This window comes from Leucothrix mucor DSM 2157 (assembly GCF_000419525.1).
Classification (GTDB): Bacteria; Pseudomonadota; Gammaproteobacteria; order Thiotrichales; family Thiotrichaceae; genus Leucothrix; species Leucothrix mucor.
Genome location: NZ_ATTE01000001.1, coordinates 4,930,349 through 4,945,592, shown reverse-complemented (window position 1 = coordinate 4,945,592; position 15,244 = coordinate 4,930,349). Strand labels below are relative to the sequence as shown.

Here is a 15,244-nt window from a genome sequence, read left to right as displayed (position 1 = left end):
CTATGGAACTAATACCTAACTGAGGTAAGTGTTCACACGTAGAATCAACAAGTTAGATAACCTATTGACCTAGCAGGATATATAAATAACGTGGTTATTAATCAATAAAGAAACGTTCACTAAGCTATTGCTTTGTAAGTTATTGATATTGCGCGTGAACATATATGGTCTCCTCCAGTTTTGCAAACAACAATACTCATTGATTGACAGATAGGTTTGCGTTCGTATATCCGGCCTGTTTATCGCGTCTATAACACGGGGCCTTGATGAAGCAGTCGCGCCTAGCATCCTTATCGCTTACACGGCTTTTTTAGCCTCTGTTCACATCAGGTTTCTGCCAGGCCGGTTTAACCAGTTATGTCATCAACAATTAGTGTTCCTTTGCAACGGGTAGAAGAAAGCTACACACTCTTCCTTAAATTATAAAAGCGTACCTTGTCGTCCTTCAATGCGCTAGCGCGGATAAGCAATATAAGCCTCTTTATTGGTTGTCACCGCCCATGCAATGCGGGCTAACTTGTTCGCGAGTGCAACGGTGGCCTTATTCATCCCCCGCTTCTCAATAAGTTGACAGACCCAACTGCTCAAGCGGTCATTTTTCTTATTCGCCACTCTGGCAAAAGCACGGGCACCATGAACCAATAACCCCCTCAGTTCCTGATCACCTCGCTTACTAATGCCCAACAGGACGTTTTTACCGCCGGTACTGTGCTGACGAGGAACTAAGCCTAACGAAGCGGATACACCCCGCCCGTTACGGAATACTTCACCGCTACCCACATAACTGTAATAGGCGCTGGCAACAATAGGGCCAAACCCCGGAATGCTTTGTAAGCGTTTGATTTCCTCACAGCGTTCAGCTTGATTCACTAGCAGGTCAGTATAGAACTGAATATGCGCTTCTAACTCAATCAACTGATTAAGGCGCTGCTTGAGGAGCTGTCGGAATAAGTCGGTCAATCCATTTTCAGCGTCTTCCAATAAATCAGGAATAGCTTTGCGTAATGCAGTAACCCCCTTAGGTATAACCAGTCCGTACTCCCCAACTAAACCATGAGTTTGGTTGCAAAGTGCTGTTCGGCTCTGAACTGCTTGTTTTCTCATGCGCTGAATCGCTTGTTGGTCTTGCTGTCCCACTGTTTTTAGCGGCACATTGTGAATTTTTGGGCGACTCGTTGCCTCAGCAATGGCCAGTGCATCGTTGTAGTCGTTCTTATTTCCCTGAACAAATGCTTTGACGTGTTGCGCAGGCAGCAGTGACACCTCAAATCCCATTTTTTTCAGTGTTCTTCCCCAGTAATGAGCGCTAGCGCAGGCTTCCATACTCACTTGACAGGGTTGCAGATTGGAGAACCAAGTAATCAGCTGCTTCCGTTTGAGCATTTTCTTGATAACAACTTTATGCCGAGTATTTAGGCCAACAATATGAAAAACCTGTTTTGATAAATCCATTCCAATGACGCTAATATTACTCATGTGGTCTTCTCCTCATTTGTATTGGTAAGATTTGTACCTTCCAATTCTGGCACATAGATGCCGATTAAGGGGAGGAGACCATTTCATCACTTACGTTTAGACAAGGTGTTGTCTTCGTGTTCTTGCGCCAAAACGAGAAGCAAGTTGCAAAAGCTTCCCCTGTTGCAGGGTTTATGGTGTCAGATGTATCATCTGACTCTCTCGACTCACCATTAATTAACATTCTTGCAAAAACTTGATTACTCATACTTCCTCCATGTAGTTAACTTGTTCGTAATACATATTTAATTGAACAGTTAACTCGTTAATTTTGAAATAACACTGTAATAACAAAGTTGAAGCTACTATCAGCCTCTAGCTTTCTAAACTAGAACACCCTAGTAAGGCTCAACTTCCATTAGTTAGCCTTGCATAGCTACTCTTTTGGAAGAGCAGCTATTTTTTAATACCATTTGCTTTACAACTCAAACTTCGCGCAAATACAACTAGTCGCAAAAATAGGAATAGGCTCAAAAAAGTGAACATCTGCTTTAGCGCCTCGCGCAGCGGCAGCAGTAGCAATCAATGTTCTGATTTCATACCCACCCTGTCCACCATCTCTATAAGTTTCTTCATTCGTATATGACAACATGGCTTCTTTGTCATTACGCTGAAAACGATCCATGAACTCTGCATCCCACTCGCTGTTGATCTTTCCAGAGTCCGGTGTTGCAGGCCAATGTGAGATTCCGCCAGTTCCAACCAATGCTATTTTTTCAGGTAATGCGTCACATGCTGCTCTAATCGCTTCACCAAACGCCCATGCACGATGCAGTGGTGTTAATGGTGGCCCTTGGCAATTAATATTCACGGGAATTATCGGTAGATCGTAATTTGGCGTTAAGAAATTAAGTGGCACGCTAATGCCATGGTCAAACTTCCATTCTTGAGAAAATGCAGTATCCGTTGTTTTCAACACTTCAGTGATTAAACGCTCAGACAACTCCGCATTACCGGGTACTTTTGTACGAGGGATTTTTAACCAATCCGGATCTTCAATCGGTCCTTCATACTCATCTGCCATACCAATGCAATAAGCAGGCATGTTATTCATAAAGAAGTTCGCAAAATGCTCCGCAGCAATAACAATTAATGCCTCAGCACCAGAGTCAACAATATCCTGTCGCATTTGGCCTAGGTTTGCATAAAAAGCATCGCGCAACTCTGGGTCTGCTCTGTCTGCACGGGCAGTAATTCCCGGCCCATGACTACACACACCTGCATAAACTAAGCTCATGACTTGCCCTCTGTATTCTCTAATGAAGCACTGACTTCTGTCTCTTGAGTAAAACTTTGACCTGCACCAGTCATTGCATAAACCCCTTCTCTCACAGGCCCATACTTTTCTATACCATCTCTCATCGCTTGAAGATAATCATCCCATGCAATTTGATGAAAAGCGGCAAAGTGCATCAAGATTTGACCATTCACACCCAGCACGTACAGCAAGCCAATATCAGGCTCAGTGATAGCAGATATTTCTTCATCTGTTAGTGTGTAATTAGCCAATAAACTGTCAACATCATCTTGATAACGTTGTTGTACCTTCGTATCACGATTTAGATCATAAAGTACTTTTTGTGTGTAATAGAGACTCATTTAATACCCCGCCGATTCATTTGTATCATTCGTGTCGATATATTCTGCGGCTAATTTTTTGGTCGCATTCGCCAGTAAGGCAGCATCTACACCTACACCAATAAATTGAGCGCCAGCATTTACATAGTGGTTAACCAAGTCTTTAGTCACCGCTAAAACACCCGCTTTTTTGCCGGCGTCATTAATAACTTTAAAACCATTTTCAATGGCTGCTAGCACTTCAGGATGACCCGGATTACCGATATGACCCATCGCTGCTGATAAGTCTGATGGCCCAATAAACACCGCATCAACGCCTTCAACCGCCACGATTGATTCGATATTTTTCAAACCTTCTAACGTTTCGATTTGCACGATTATGCAGACTTCATCGTTGGCCTTTTTAAGATAATCAGGTTCGCGATTCCAGTTAGCCGCTCTAGCCATAGAAGTACCTAAACCTCTAATACCTACAGGAGGATAGTAAGCCGCTTTAACTAGCTCAGCAGCTTGCTCAGCGGTATTCACCATCGGAATTAGTAACGTCTGAGTACCAATATCCATTAACTGTTTAATTAGCGCAGTCTGTCCTTCAACAGGTCGAACAACCGCCGACACAGGGTATGGCTCAACAGCTTGCAGATGAGCCATAATCGACTTCAAATCAAAAGGGCCATGTTCAGCGTCAATTAGTACCCAATCAAAACCAGCGCCCGCCCCTATTTCAGCAACGGTTGTATCAGGAATCCCTAACCACAAACCAAAGGATGGCTTGTCTGCATTGAGCGCCTGTTTAAAAGCATTTTTCTTTAGTGGCATGACAAGCGCTCCTATTAAACAAAGTTAACTGAAATAGAACCCAACTCACCATAGTCACCGACAACCGTGTCACCGGCTTTAACTTTCATTGGTGCTGTAAATGAACCTGAGAGTAAAACCTGCCCTGGTTCTAGCGCGATACCATGAGCAGCAAAGCGCTTGGCAATCCAACAAATACCATTCGCGGGATGATCCAGTACCGCCGCAGCAAGGCCTGTTTGCTCAACCACGCCATTTACTTTGACGATAGAACCACACCATCTCAAATCAACGTCGCCGGGCTTCACTTTACGGCCACCCATGATGATTCCTGCATTGGCTGCATTGTCTGCAATAGTGTCAAAGACCTTTCGCGTATACCCCGTTTCAGGATGAACACGATGACTACGGGCAGCAATCAATTCAAAGGCTGGAATGATGTAATCCGTTGCGGCCATCACTTCTTCTACCGTGACATTCTCACCAAACAAACGATCTTTGAGTACAAACGCTAACTCCACTTCAATCTGAGGATCAGTAAAGTCAGCTGTTTTAATATCGCCACCGTCAGGAAATACCATGTCATCCAACAACACACCATAGTCTGGCGTCTCGATGTTCATCACACGCTGCATCACACGAGAGGTTAAGCCTATTTTATAACCGACAACTTTACGACCATCTTCAATTTTTCGCTTAACCCATGAAGACTGAATCGCATAGGCATCCTCCATATCCATATCTGGATACGTTAAAGTAAGGGGATCAATTTGCTTTCTGCTAGACTCCGCAGTGTATAAATCATCCGCCGCTTTTTGAATTTGATCACTATTTAACACAACTAACTCCTATCTAAATGCTTAATTACAACGTTGATCTAATCACTTATAAATAATCTTGGATGTTATTTTTGTTGAATTTTAAAACGGGTTCTAATTCCTTCATTTCAAACGATAGCGCAACACCTTTTGAAGCAAAAGCACTGTCAAAGTGCTGTGTAAACACCGCAAAAAATTGCTCAGCTGCTTGCTGTCTATCCTCTAATGAACGCCCTGCACCCAACTTAACTTCAAGGTGTGCAAAACAAAGCTCAGGATTACCATCCGCAAGACGGTACTGCTCGCAGCAGTAAGCTCTGCTACGAATACCTTTTAATGGGAACAACCCCGTATCTTCCGCCGCAGTATGCAAGTCTGCAAATAATTGCTGGATAGCATCCTGGTCGTTTTTTAGTCCTAAATTTTCAGAATATTCGAGTACAAAGTGAGCCATAAAAAATTCCTATATATACAACACAAGTGGCTTAGCGTTTTTTAAGCGATCATGAACTCATCAAAAAACGCTGATAGTTCGGCATGAGCATTAAGCGGCAATATGTTGGCAACGTGTTGGTCTGGTCGAACCACAACCATACAACCACTAGTGCGATCTATATTACGTAGCTCAAAAATGTCGTTGCCGGTTTCTGCTTGGAAGACTTTTTCATAATCTCTCAGGTCGAACTTGCCTTTAGCAGGCCATAAAAAATCTGGTAAATCAGTCACTGACAAGTCGTCTTGCTGGAAGACCCCATACACATCAAATACTGAGTCAATATCGTCACCTTCACGCGTATATTTCCGTACAGGTGATGACTCATCGTTGGCCAAAAACTCTACCAACTTGTAAGACTCCGATGAGCTTTCAGTTGGGTTTTGTTCATTACCAAAAATGAAAATGCGCCAGCGACCATCCGCTTTATTGAGGTGTCCTAAATGCTGTCGTCTACCATCCGCTATTTGTATTGCTTGTGCAGAATGGAATCGTTGACCAATCTTAAACCCAGCGGCTAAATGTTGATTCTCTGCGCCCGTGCATATGTATGACGGGTAATATTCGATAGCAGTACCAGCGACAAAGCCATTTTGCCGAGCCATGAACTTCTCAATGTCAGCAGTATTCGTTTTAGCTTCTGTTTTATCGTTAGTAGATGACGGCTGTGTCGCTACTAGCTTTGATAATTGTCTATCGGCATCAATGAGTTGTAATGCAACTTTGCGACGCTCTAAAGCATAGGTCTGTAGTAGTTCAGGCTTACATTTACCTTGTAAAACAGCAGCCACTTTCCAGCCAAGATTAAACGTATCGGGTAGTGAAGTATTCAACCCCCAACCACCTTTCGGGCTATGGGTATGACAGGCATCACCAGAAACAAACGCGCGAGGAATAAGACCTTCTGGATTACCAACCGGTGTATCGTCAAAGCGCTCAGCTACACGCTGCCCAACCTCGTAGATTGACCACCATGCCACTTCTTTAACATCTAACGTATACGGCGACATAATTTGCTGTGCTTTAGCGATAACGTCTTCAGCTTTAAGATCCAGATCTCCAGCTCGTTGACCTTTTTCCAATAGGCCAAGCTCTATATAAAATCGAACCAAATAACCGCCTTCTCGCGGAATAGTCATCACTGCGCCGTGTTCTTTCGATTGGATAAAGCTCTTAACGCGAATGTCAGGAAAATCTGTCACTAATAACAGATCCATAACACCCCATGCTTTATTTGCTGAATCGCCTTCCAATGCTATTTTTAGGTTTTTTCGGACAGCACTTCTTGCGCCATCACTACCAACAACGTATCGGGCGCGTACGGTTTCAACTTTAGGTGATTCAGACTGATCCGCACGTTCAAACGTTGCAGTGATAGGATGGGCATTTAAGTCCTGCGTCAACTCAGCGTCAACGTCTAACTCCAGTAAGCGACGACTGTAATGAGGAACAAGGCCGGTGACTGAGTTTTTCATGCCTTCCAGCAATAACTGGTGAAGTCGTGCCTGATTAACAATGCCATGTTGAAACTCAGACAATCCAAGTCTCGCATCAGGTATTTTATGCGTCCGTTTTATCTTTTCAGGGTTGTCGCTGTCAGGCTCCCAGAAAGTATTTTGGTTTAGTTGGTAAGTCTCTTTCACCACCATGTCACTGCTGTTGAAAGCTTCCATGATTTCTATGGTACGACACGAAATACCATCAGCACGACCAAACAACAACGGACCTTCTTGCAAGTCAACGATGCAGGTTGTGATGTCAGTAAACTCAGCTAACTGTCTAGCCATCGTAAGTCCCGCAGGCCCACAACCAACAATTAACACATCGACTTCCGTTGGAAGATCTACTATCGGCGGTAGAGGGTCAGGCTTTCTAATCGCATCGGGAATCTGGTAGTTACCAGGTTTAAAACCATTTAGGTGGTATTGCATGTTATAAATCTCCTAACTCATTTGTATATTTATCATTAGCTGTCTGGCGTCCCTTTATTTACATCTTATCCACTAGCCAAAGCGAGATAATGGGGAAGCTAACCAACAACAATAAACGACATATATCCGCGATCCAGAAAGGTAAAACACCTTTAAATATGGTTTCGAGTGAGACGTCCTTCAGCACTCCTTTGAGTACAAAGACGTTCATACCAACGGGCGGTGTAATAAGACTGATCTCAGTGGCTACGACAACCACAATGGCGAACCAGATAAGGGCGTACTCAGGGTCTTGCAATAATTCGTTCGCGAACTCTAGTTCATACATCAGTGGATAAAAGATAGGAACGGTTAACAAAATCATCGACAGACTTTCCAGCACGCAACCCAAAATCATATAAATGACGATGATAATTGCGATGACCATCCAAGCAGATAATTCAGCACCAACCACAAATTCAGATAGAGCCTCAGGTAGGCCTGCAAAATTGATGAAGTTGGTAAATAGTTCAGCACCAATGATGACGGCAAAAATCATTGCAGTAGCACGAATGCTATCTAAAATGGCCCCGAAGAAAGACGACATAGTCATTTTTCGTAAGGCAAGCGCAATAATCACCGACGCACCAGCCCCCATACCCGCTGCTTCAGTGGGTGTGAAAAACCCACCATAGATCCCTATCATGATAAATAAGAACAGCCCGACTACACTGAAGACGCCAATGATGTCTCCACGATTCATCGGTTCAGGATTTTCTTCGACAGGTGCTAACTCTGGGTTTAGCTTGACCGCAACCATCACTGCAATCAGATAAAAAACAACGCCAACAATCCCCGGAATGATCCCGGCAATAAAGAGTAACCCTATATTTGACTCGGTGAGTAGTCCGTAGATGATGAGAATAACGCTCGGCGGGATTAATATACCGAGTGTGCCACCAGCAGCGATCGAACCTGTTGCTAAGCTGTCTGCATAGCCAAACTTGCGCATTGACGGCATAGCGACTTTTGACATGGTTGCAGCAGTCGCCAGAGATGATCCGCAAACGGCTGAAAACCCACCACAGGAAAAGACGGAAGCCATCGCGACACCACCACGCATACCGCCAAACAATCGGTTTGCGCCTGCAAAAAGGCCGTGAGCTGCGCCAGAACTGGCCAGCATATTTCCCATGAAGATAAATAAAGGAATGACCGACAAGCTATAACTTAATGTTGTATCAAAGACGACTTGTCCTGTCATATACCACGCAGGACTCCATCCATTGAGTAAAGCAAAACCAATACCACCTACTGCAGACATTGCAAACGCGATGGGTACACGCAGGAGTATTAGAGTAAAAAGAACAGCAAAGCCTAATAGTGACTCAATCATTTAACGACCCTCTCAGCTTTGCTGCTATCTTGATTTTCCACCACGGCATCAGCCGAAGGATAAAAGCCTCGCACTAACGCGATTAAACCGCTCAAGAGTGCACTTGAGGCTGCTATATAAACAAACGGCGAGAGTGGTATGGTTAGAGCATTCGTTGTAGCCCCATCTGCCGCAATCTCATGCGCGTGGATAAATAAACGCCATGAAAATGTAGTCAATAACGCAAACGAAAACGCTCCGCTAAAGACTGAAAGCACGCGATTAGCCGCAGGGCCTAGCTTCATGCCTAGTAAATCGACCTCCACATGTTCGCGACGCTCAGTGGCCAGTGGGAATGCTGCAAACACAAGTGCTGCCAACATGACTTCTGTCAACTCGAAAGCACCCGCTAGTGGTGAATCGAAAAAGTACCGACCCACAACATCTACACAGGTAACACAGATCAAACAGAACAAAATCAATGCTGCCGCCAAACCTAACGTTTTTTCTAGAACTGAACGCATTTTATCCTCCCATTTTCAATAGTGCTTTTGCTGTGGAGTTGATACTTTTTCATTACTTAGTAAACGACAGCTGTAAGCGCTCGGAACTTCTCTAGCGCAGCTTTTCCGTCATAACCATCTGCTTTGATGGACTCGACCCACTCGCTCTCTAGCGTGTTAGCATTCGCTTTAATCGCTTCAAGCACACTTGATGGCGTATCGTAGACGTTTACCTTATCTTTTTTACCCGCTGCGATACCTTTAGCATCTGCTTCATCCCAAGCCTTACCTACTCGTTCTGCGAAGGCTGCTCCTGAAAGTGCTTCTATAGCCGCTTGATCTTCTTTAGAGATTTCATTCCACTTATCTTCATTCATCGCTAGAAACCAGCTCGTATTGTAAAGACCGCCAGGGACTATCATGGTGTGCTTAACATTTTTCGACAGTTTAAATGCATGCAGAACATCCATAGGGAATGTCACACCATCGATAACGCCACGCGTCAGTTTTTCATAAACTTCACCAGTAGACATAAACAAGGTGGTCGAACCCAGGTTTGCCATCAACTCTGAAACATAGCCGCCAGGTACACGTAGCTTTAAACCTGCAAGATCATCCGTAGACTTTATTTCATGCTTGTTATTATGAAGCTCTCCAGGACCATGGATAAATAGCCCTAAGAGTTTCGTTCCTTCATGCTCTTTTTGAGCCTCTAATTGGTTGCCATAGACTTCCCAAAAAGCTTTTGAACCACTCACCGCATCATTTGCCAGAAAAGAAAATTGGCCGATACGAGAGCGAACAAAACGGTCATCAGTTGTAAAACTGTGTAGGCCGTAGGTGATATCCGCAATCCCCTTTTGTGCCATATCATAATGAGCCGGTGGAGCACCCATTGGTTTAGCTAGAACACGTACAGTTACTCGACCGTCAGTCACTTTCTTAATTTCTTTAGCCCAAGGCTTAATCGCACCAGCAACAATAGGATGGCGAGGTGGAAGCCAACTTGATAATGCAAGAGTAGTATCTGCATAGGCTACTGAGCCGAGCGTACACAACGATACTGTCGCGGCAGTCGCTGTCGAAATGATGAACTTATTTAAAAAGTTTTTCATTGATGTTTCCTCCATTGTATTTTCTATCTAAATTTACTTCTTTGAAACGATTTCGTCTTCGATTCCATTACTCAATATACCGATCCCTTCAACGTCTATTTCAACTCGGTCGCCGGGCTTGAGGTATTGCGGTGGATCTAAACGAGCACCTGCACCTGTTGGTGTGCCGGTAACAATAATGTCGCCTGGTTTTAACGTCATAAACGTCGAAATGTATTCAATCTCTTTACGAATAGGGAACATCATGCGAGACAGCACATCGTCCTGACGGACCTCACCATTTACTCGTGTAATGATTCTTGCATCATCAATCTGTGCAGCATCGGTAAAAGGCACCAGCCAAGGACCAATAGCGCCTGATTTATCCCAGTTTTTACCTTGAGTCACATTAAATTTAGCGTGGCGTACCCAGTCCCGAATCGTGCCTTCGTTGCAGAGTGTTAACGCCGCAATATGATCGTAAGCATCCGCTTGTTGGATGCGGCGACCACCTTTACCAATCACAATCGCGACTTCACCTTCGTAATCCAGCGTGTGGTTTTCAGGTGGTCTAACCAAGTTGCGATTATGGCCTGTGAAACCACTGGCAAAGCGTGGAAACAGCGACATGAATTTTGGCTGCTCTTGTCCATCTTTGTATTCAGCATTGCGGTCTGGGAAGTTCACACCAACACATAAAATGCGAGGGGCATTAGGCATGACCATTTCATAATCGAATTCGGTATGCGTGACCGCTTTGTTCGCAGCCGCAGTCGCGAGTTCGTTAAGCCCATCAGCCACGATGACATCATATAAGGTCGGCCATTGCGGAAATTCTGGCGACAGTGCAATCGCACCTTCATCGTTAATTGCGCCGTAGAACGTGTTTCCATTGGCTGTGTAAGTTGCGTATTTCATTATTTTATTCCTCATCGGCGTCATTGATGCCGCCCATACAGATGTATTTCAGTTCAAAAAAGTCATCAAGCCCATGACGTGAGCCTTCACGGCCAATACCCGACATCTTGACGCCACCAAACGGCGCCTCAGCGGTTGAAATCAAGCCGGTATTGACGCCCACCATGCCAGAATCCAGTGCTTCACTCACACGCCAGGTACGTGCAAGGTCACGGGTATAAAAGTACGAGGCAAGGCCAAACTCGGTGTCATTTGCCGCTTTAATCACTTCGGCTTCGGTATCAAATTTAAACAACGGGGCGATAGGGCCAAAAGTCTCCTCGCCAGCAACAGCCATTTCTGCCGTTACACCCGTCAGAATGGTCGGTTCGAAGAACGTACCGCCCAACGCATGTGGATTGCCACCAAGCAACACATGAGCGCCTTTCGCTTTCGCATCATTCACGTGCTCCTGAACTTTCTCAACAGCCGCCTGATCGATCAATGGCCCAAACACAGTGCCTTCATCAAAACCATTTCCAACCGACAGTGTCGCCAAGCGAGCAGAGAGCTTTTCAGCAAATGCATCATAGACACCCGCTTGTATATAGATCCGGTTGGCGCATACGCAGGTTTGACCATTGTTACGAAACTTAGCCACGATCGCGCCTTCAACCGCTGCATCAATATCAGCATCATCGAAAACAATAAACGGAGCATTACCGCCCAACTCAAGTCCCAGCTTTTTAATGGTCGGCGCGCATTGCGCATAGAGTAGCGAGCCAATCTCAGTCGAGCCGGTAAACGTCAACTTTTGAACGATTGGGTTACTCGTCATTTCAGCACCTATCGCTGAAGCAGACCCTGTCAGCACTGAAAACAATCCAGCAGGAATACCCGCACGCTCGGCTAAAACTGCGAGTGCAATAGCGGAGAAAGGTGTTTGCGAAGCCGGTTTTAATACCACCGAACAGCCTGCGGCCAGTGCTGGCCCCACTTTTCGCGTGATCATCGCGCAGGGAAAATTCCATGGGGTAATCGCTGCGACAACACCGATGGGCTGCTTGATCGTAATAATGCGCTTATCCGCTGCATGGCCAGGCGTAATATCGCCATAAGCCCGACGGCATTCGTCAGCAAACCATTCAATAAAGCTTGCACCATAAGCGATTTCCGCTTTGCTTTCGGCCAGTGGCTTACCTTGCTCTGCGGTCAGGATGGCCGCAAGATCATCCTGATTGTCCATAATCAGGCGATACCACTCATTAAGAGTGTTGCTGCGCTCCTTAGCCGTACGCTTCGCCCAGCCGTGACGCATCGCCTCAGCCGTTTCGATTGCTTCACGCGTCTCATCTGCGCCTAATTTAGGCACATATCCAATCACTGTATTAGTGGCCGGTTCAGTGACCTCAATGCGCGAGTCCTCTGTGGCAGCGACCCATCGAGTACCGACTAGCGCTGCTTCACGGAGTAAGCTTTTATCCTTTAGATCAAACATAATATTAGGCACCTAACCGCATAATTTTGTGGTGGCCAAGGGCAATACCGATGTGCTTTTGCTCCATGTAGAACTCAAATGACCAATCACCACCGTCCCGACCAATACCCGAGGATTTAACCCCACCAAACGGCGATGGCAAATGACGCACGTTTTCACTGTTCACCCAAATCATGCCGGTTTCGAGCTGATCGGTGAATCGCAAAGCACGCGTCAAATCATTAGTCCACACGTAGCCTGCTAAGCCATAAGGGCTGTCATTAGCAATCGCCAGCGCTTCTTCTTCGGTTGAAAATGGAATGGAGGTTAACACCGGGCCAAATATTTCTTCCCGGGCAATGCGCATTTGGTTATTGGCATGCGTGAATAGCGTTGGTCTGATGAAATACCCTGCGTCGCCCAACTTCACGCCACCAGCCGCAACCGTCGCACCGTCTTCTTTTGCGATGTCAAAATAGCTACACACTTTGTTGTAATGCTCTTCTGTCACCAGCGGGCCGATCTCCGTTTCAGGATTAAGCGGGTGGCCAACTTTGATGTTATTCACGCGCTCGATAAGTTTTGCTTCGAACGCTTCACGCACAGACTCTTGTATCAACAAGCGTGACGATGAGGTGCAACGCTCGCCATTGATCGAATAGATCATAAACAACACGGCATCTAATGCACGATCAAGGTCAGCATCTTCAAATACGATGACTGGGTTTTTACCACCCAACTCTAAGTGCATGCGTTTTAGCGTATCAGCGCCCTGCTTTGTGATAATACTTCCGGTGCGGCTTTCACCAACAAAAGCAATTGCCTTTATTAAAGGATGTTCAGTCAGGCGCTTACCTGCATCATGGCCGTAACCATTAACTGTATTGAGAACACCTTTAGGTAAGCCTGCTGCTTCAGCGATTTCAACCAGAATGCGTGCGCTCAGCGGAGAGTCTTCAGCTGGCTTGTGTACTACGGTACAACCTGCTGCAAGTGCGGGAGCAATCTTCCAGGTTGATAGCATAAAGGGGGTATTCCACGGCGTGATAACTCCAACAGGGCCAATGGGCTTGCGGGTAGTCAAGTTCATCAACGTAGGCGATTGAAGGTGTTGACCGTCGCGAGCTGACTCCACTTTGTCCGCAAAGAACCTGAAGTTTTCAGCGCCACGTATCGCAGCTTTTGCCATAAAGCGAATAGTTTGACCAGTGTCCCAGCACTCACAAAGTGCAATCTCTTCGGCGCGAGCTTCAATACCATCTGCAATATTGTGAAGGATTTGCTTTCTATCTAGCGCCTTCATATCTCGCCATGCTGGAAAAGCATCGGCAGCCGCTTGAGCAGCAAGGTCAACGTCAGCTTCAGTGCCACGAGTGACATCGCATATCAGGCTCTTATCTACTGGGCTAATCGATTGAAATACCCCTGCTGATCCAGATTGATCAACACCATTAATTCTATTCAGGATACCGGTTTCTTTAAAACGAGCGAGATAACCATCCAGCTTCTCTAAGTTCTTATCCAGCGTACTCATATTTTACTCCTCCAAATCGATAGTGTTGCCATTGAATAACTAGCGCAGACACATGTCGGGGTGTTGTGGCGCGAGTTATGTATATACGTTGTGATGGGTGAAAACCATATATACTTAACCTGTTAAGTAACAAAATAATAAGCAGTAAAATTATTTATGTCAAACGCTATCTTGAAAAATAAATAAAGGTCGTCGGTGATGGGGGGAGTTTACAATGGGTGTAAATTCTTACGATTTATCTTCTTCACTCTCTTCTAACTTCTCAACTAACTCGTCTAATAGTCCGTAAAGTAACTCTAGTTTTTCGTAACCGAATTTGTCAGTGATATGTGCATAGCGCGCTTCAGATTCTGGGGCCATTTGCTCTACCAGCTCCTTTCCGTATGCAGTCAGACTGATAATTGAACGGCGTTGATCTATTGGACTTTTGCTTCTTAGTACAATGTCGCGCGACTCTAAGTTTTGAATGATTCTTGAAAGACTAGGCAGCAGTAGAAAACATATTTTTGAAAGGTCAGTCATTTCAACACCTTCACTATCAAACAATGCACGAAGTACACGCCATTGTTGTGGTGAAAGTTTATGCTCACGCAAATAAGGTATGAATTTTTTCATCACCGACTCTCGAGCTATCAGTAAGGACATGGGCAGTGATCGTTCGAATTTACGCATAATGGTTGCTTATATCAGTGATTTGGATGATTTCATGAAGGTAATGGGAGCTGGGTTACTTTTCCGCGATCTTTGTCTATATCTTCGATTAATACTCGATTATACACAGCGTAGAACAAAGCGCTCAAGCCCGGCGGTGGCGTGTTGACCATGGATGTGAGCGTGCTAGGCGACCCTGAACAGCCAAAGGATATCTCCAAGCATCAAGTCGCCGAAGTCGCTGGTAGCTCCATTCAGGCTGCCATTGATTTCAATAGTGAAAACAAAGCGATATAGGTGATGGCCGCCGGTGCCTCCCTATTGGCGACTGATCTCCTCCGGCAAAGGCGCTTCGATGGCATTGTGTTTTTAGGCGGCACCATGGCGACCCGATAAGACCTCAATAATCAGGCATGGCGACCGGTTTACATAATCGTCGTGTTCTTCTTCGCAGCTAACCTGCACATCAGGATAGTAATAGCGGGTGTCATCCAAAGCATCGATCGCGACCTTCATATCAGACTGAAATACCTGACAAGGACTATTGCTTAGATGATTGAATAGACTGTTAGCCAGCTTCATGTTCACAGGTGGAGATCAC

Annotated in this window: 16 protein-coding genes; 1 reads left to right on the top strand and 15 read right to left on the bottom strand. The window is 45.4% G+C overall.

What is annotated here, in order from left to right; genetic code table 11:
* Nucleotides 1-453: 453 nt before the first annotated feature.
* From LEUMU_RS0122695 to hpaR, 14 genes are all read right to left on the bottom strand, one after another.
* On the bottom strand, nt 454-1,476 hold the full coding sequence (locus LEUMU_RS0122695; RefSeq protein WP_022950591.1) for an IS110 family RNA-guided transposase: 1,023 nt from the start codon (nt 1,474-1,476) through the stop codon (nt 454-456).
* A 457-nt stretch (nt 1,477-1,933) separates the two neighbouring features.
* Nucleotides 1,934-2,752 (bottom strand): DODA-type extradiol aromatic ring-opening family dioxygenase, encoded by an 819-nt coding sequence (locus tag LEUMU_RS0122690; protein ID WP_022954593.1) that lies wholly within the window; start codon nt 2,750-2,752, stop codon nt 1,934-1,936.
* Nucleotides 2,749-3,114, bottom strand: coding sequence for an Aromatic-ring-opening dioxygenase LigAB, LigA subunit (locus LEUMU_RS27385; protein WP_022954592.1), 366 nt, complete (start codon nt 3,112-3,114; stop codon nt 2,749-2,751). The genes LEUMU_RS0122690 and LEUMU_RS27385 overlap by 4 nt, the downstream gene beginning before the upstream one ends.
* Entirely contained in the window at nt 3,115-3,912 is a 798-nt protein-coding gene (locus LEUMU_RS0122680) for an aldolase/citrate lyase family protein (protein ID WP_022954591.1), read from the bottom strand.
* Nucleotides 3,913-3,926: 14 nt separating this feature from the next.
* Nucleotides 3,927-4,730: a 2-oxo-hept-4-ene-1,7-dioate hydratase gene (gene hpaH / locus LEUMU_RS0122675; RefSeq protein WP_022954590.1), complete on the bottom strand. Its 804-nt coding sequence runs from the start codon at nt 4,728-4,730 to the stop codon at nt 3,927-3,929.
* A 46-nt stretch (nt 4,731-4,776) separates the two neighbouring features.
* Nucleotides 4,777-5,163, bottom strand: a complete 387-nt coding sequence (locus LEUMU_RS0122670; RefSeq protein ID WP_022954589.1) for a 5-carboxymethyl-2-hydroxymuconate isomerase — start codon at nt 5,161-5,163, stop codon at nt 4,777-4,779.
* 41 nt (nt 5,164-5,204) lie between these two features.
* On the bottom strand, nt 5,205-7,133 hold the full coding sequence (locus LEUMU_RS0122665) for an FAD-dependent monooxygenase (RefSeq protein ID WP_022954588.1): 1,929 nt from the start codon (nt 7,131-7,133) through the stop codon (nt 5,205-5,207).
* Between the two features lie 58 nt (nt 7,134-7,191).
* Nucleotides 7,192-8,508 (bottom strand): TRAP transporter large permease, encoded by a 1,317-nt coding sequence (locus LEUMU_RS0122660; protein ID WP_022954587.1) that lies wholly within the window; start codon nt 8,506-8,508, stop codon nt 7,192-7,194.
* Complete coding sequence (locus LEUMU_RS27380; protein ID WP_022954586.1) at nt 8,505-9,011, bottom strand: TRAP transporter small permease; 507 nt, start codon at nt 9,009-9,011, stop codon at nt 8,505-8,507. The genes LEUMU_RS0122660 and LEUMU_RS27380 overlap by 4 nt, the downstream gene beginning before the upstream one ends.
* A 56-nt stretch (nt 9,012-9,067) precedes the next feature.
* The gene (locus LEUMU_RS0122650; protein WP_022954585.1) at nt 9,068-10,105 is read right to left on the bottom strand and encodes a TRAP transporter substrate-binding protein; all 1,038 of its coding nucleotides are present in this window, start codon (nt 10,103-10,105) and stop codon (nt 9,068-9,070) included.
* A gap of 33 nt (nt 10,106-10,138) precedes the next feature.
* Nucleotides 10,139-11,002, bottom strand: coding sequence for a fumarylacetoacetate hydrolase family protein (locus LEUMU_RS0122645; RefSeq protein WP_022954584.1), 864 nt, complete (start codon nt 11,000-11,002; stop codon nt 10,139-10,141).
* A gap of 4 nt (nt 11,003-11,006) precedes the next feature.
* The gene (locus LEUMU_RS0122640) at nt 11,007-12,479 is read right to left on the bottom strand and encodes an NAD-dependent succinate-semialdehyde dehydrogenase (RefSeq protein WP_022954583.1); all 1,473 of its coding nucleotides are present in this window, start codon (nt 12,477-12,479) and stop codon (nt 11,007-11,009) included.
* Between the two features lie 4 nt (nt 12,480-12,483).
* Nucleotides 12,484-13,992, bottom strand: a complete 1,509-nt coding sequence (gene hpaE, locus LEUMU_RS0122635) for a 5-carboxymethyl-2-hydroxymuconate semialdehyde dehydrogenase (protein ID WP_022954582.1) — start codon at nt 13,990-13,992, stop codon at nt 12,484-12,486.
* Nucleotides 13,993-14,220: 228 nt separating this feature from the next.
* On the bottom strand, nt 14,221-14,637 hold the full coding sequence (gene hpaR / locus LEUMU_RS27375) for a homoprotocatechuate degradation operon regulator HpaR (protein ID WP_281169954.1): 417 nt from the start codon (nt 14,635-14,637) through the stop codon (nt 14,221-14,223).
* Nucleotides 14,638-14,805: 168 nt separating this feature from the next.
* Here hpaR and LEUMU_RS29365 point away from each other — a divergent pair, with 168 nt between their 5' ends.
* On the top strand, nt 14,806-14,940 hold the full coding sequence (locus tag LEUMU_RS29365; protein WP_281169943.1) for a hypothetical protein: 135 nt from the start codon (nt 14,806-14,808) through the stop codon (nt 14,938-14,940).
* A gap of 72 nt (nt 14,941-15,012) precedes the next feature.
* On the opposite strand, the gene LEUMU_RS27370 is transcribed toward LEUMU_RS29365, so the two are convergent.
* Nucleotides 15,013-15,225 carry a Uma2 family endonuclease gene (locus tag LEUMU_RS27370; RefSeq protein WP_022954579.1) on the bottom strand — a complete coding sequence of 71 codons (213 nt, stop codon included), beginning with the start codon at nt 15,223-15,225 and terminating at the stop codon, nt 15,013-15,015.
* Nucleotides 15,226-15,244: the final 19 nt, after the last annotated feature.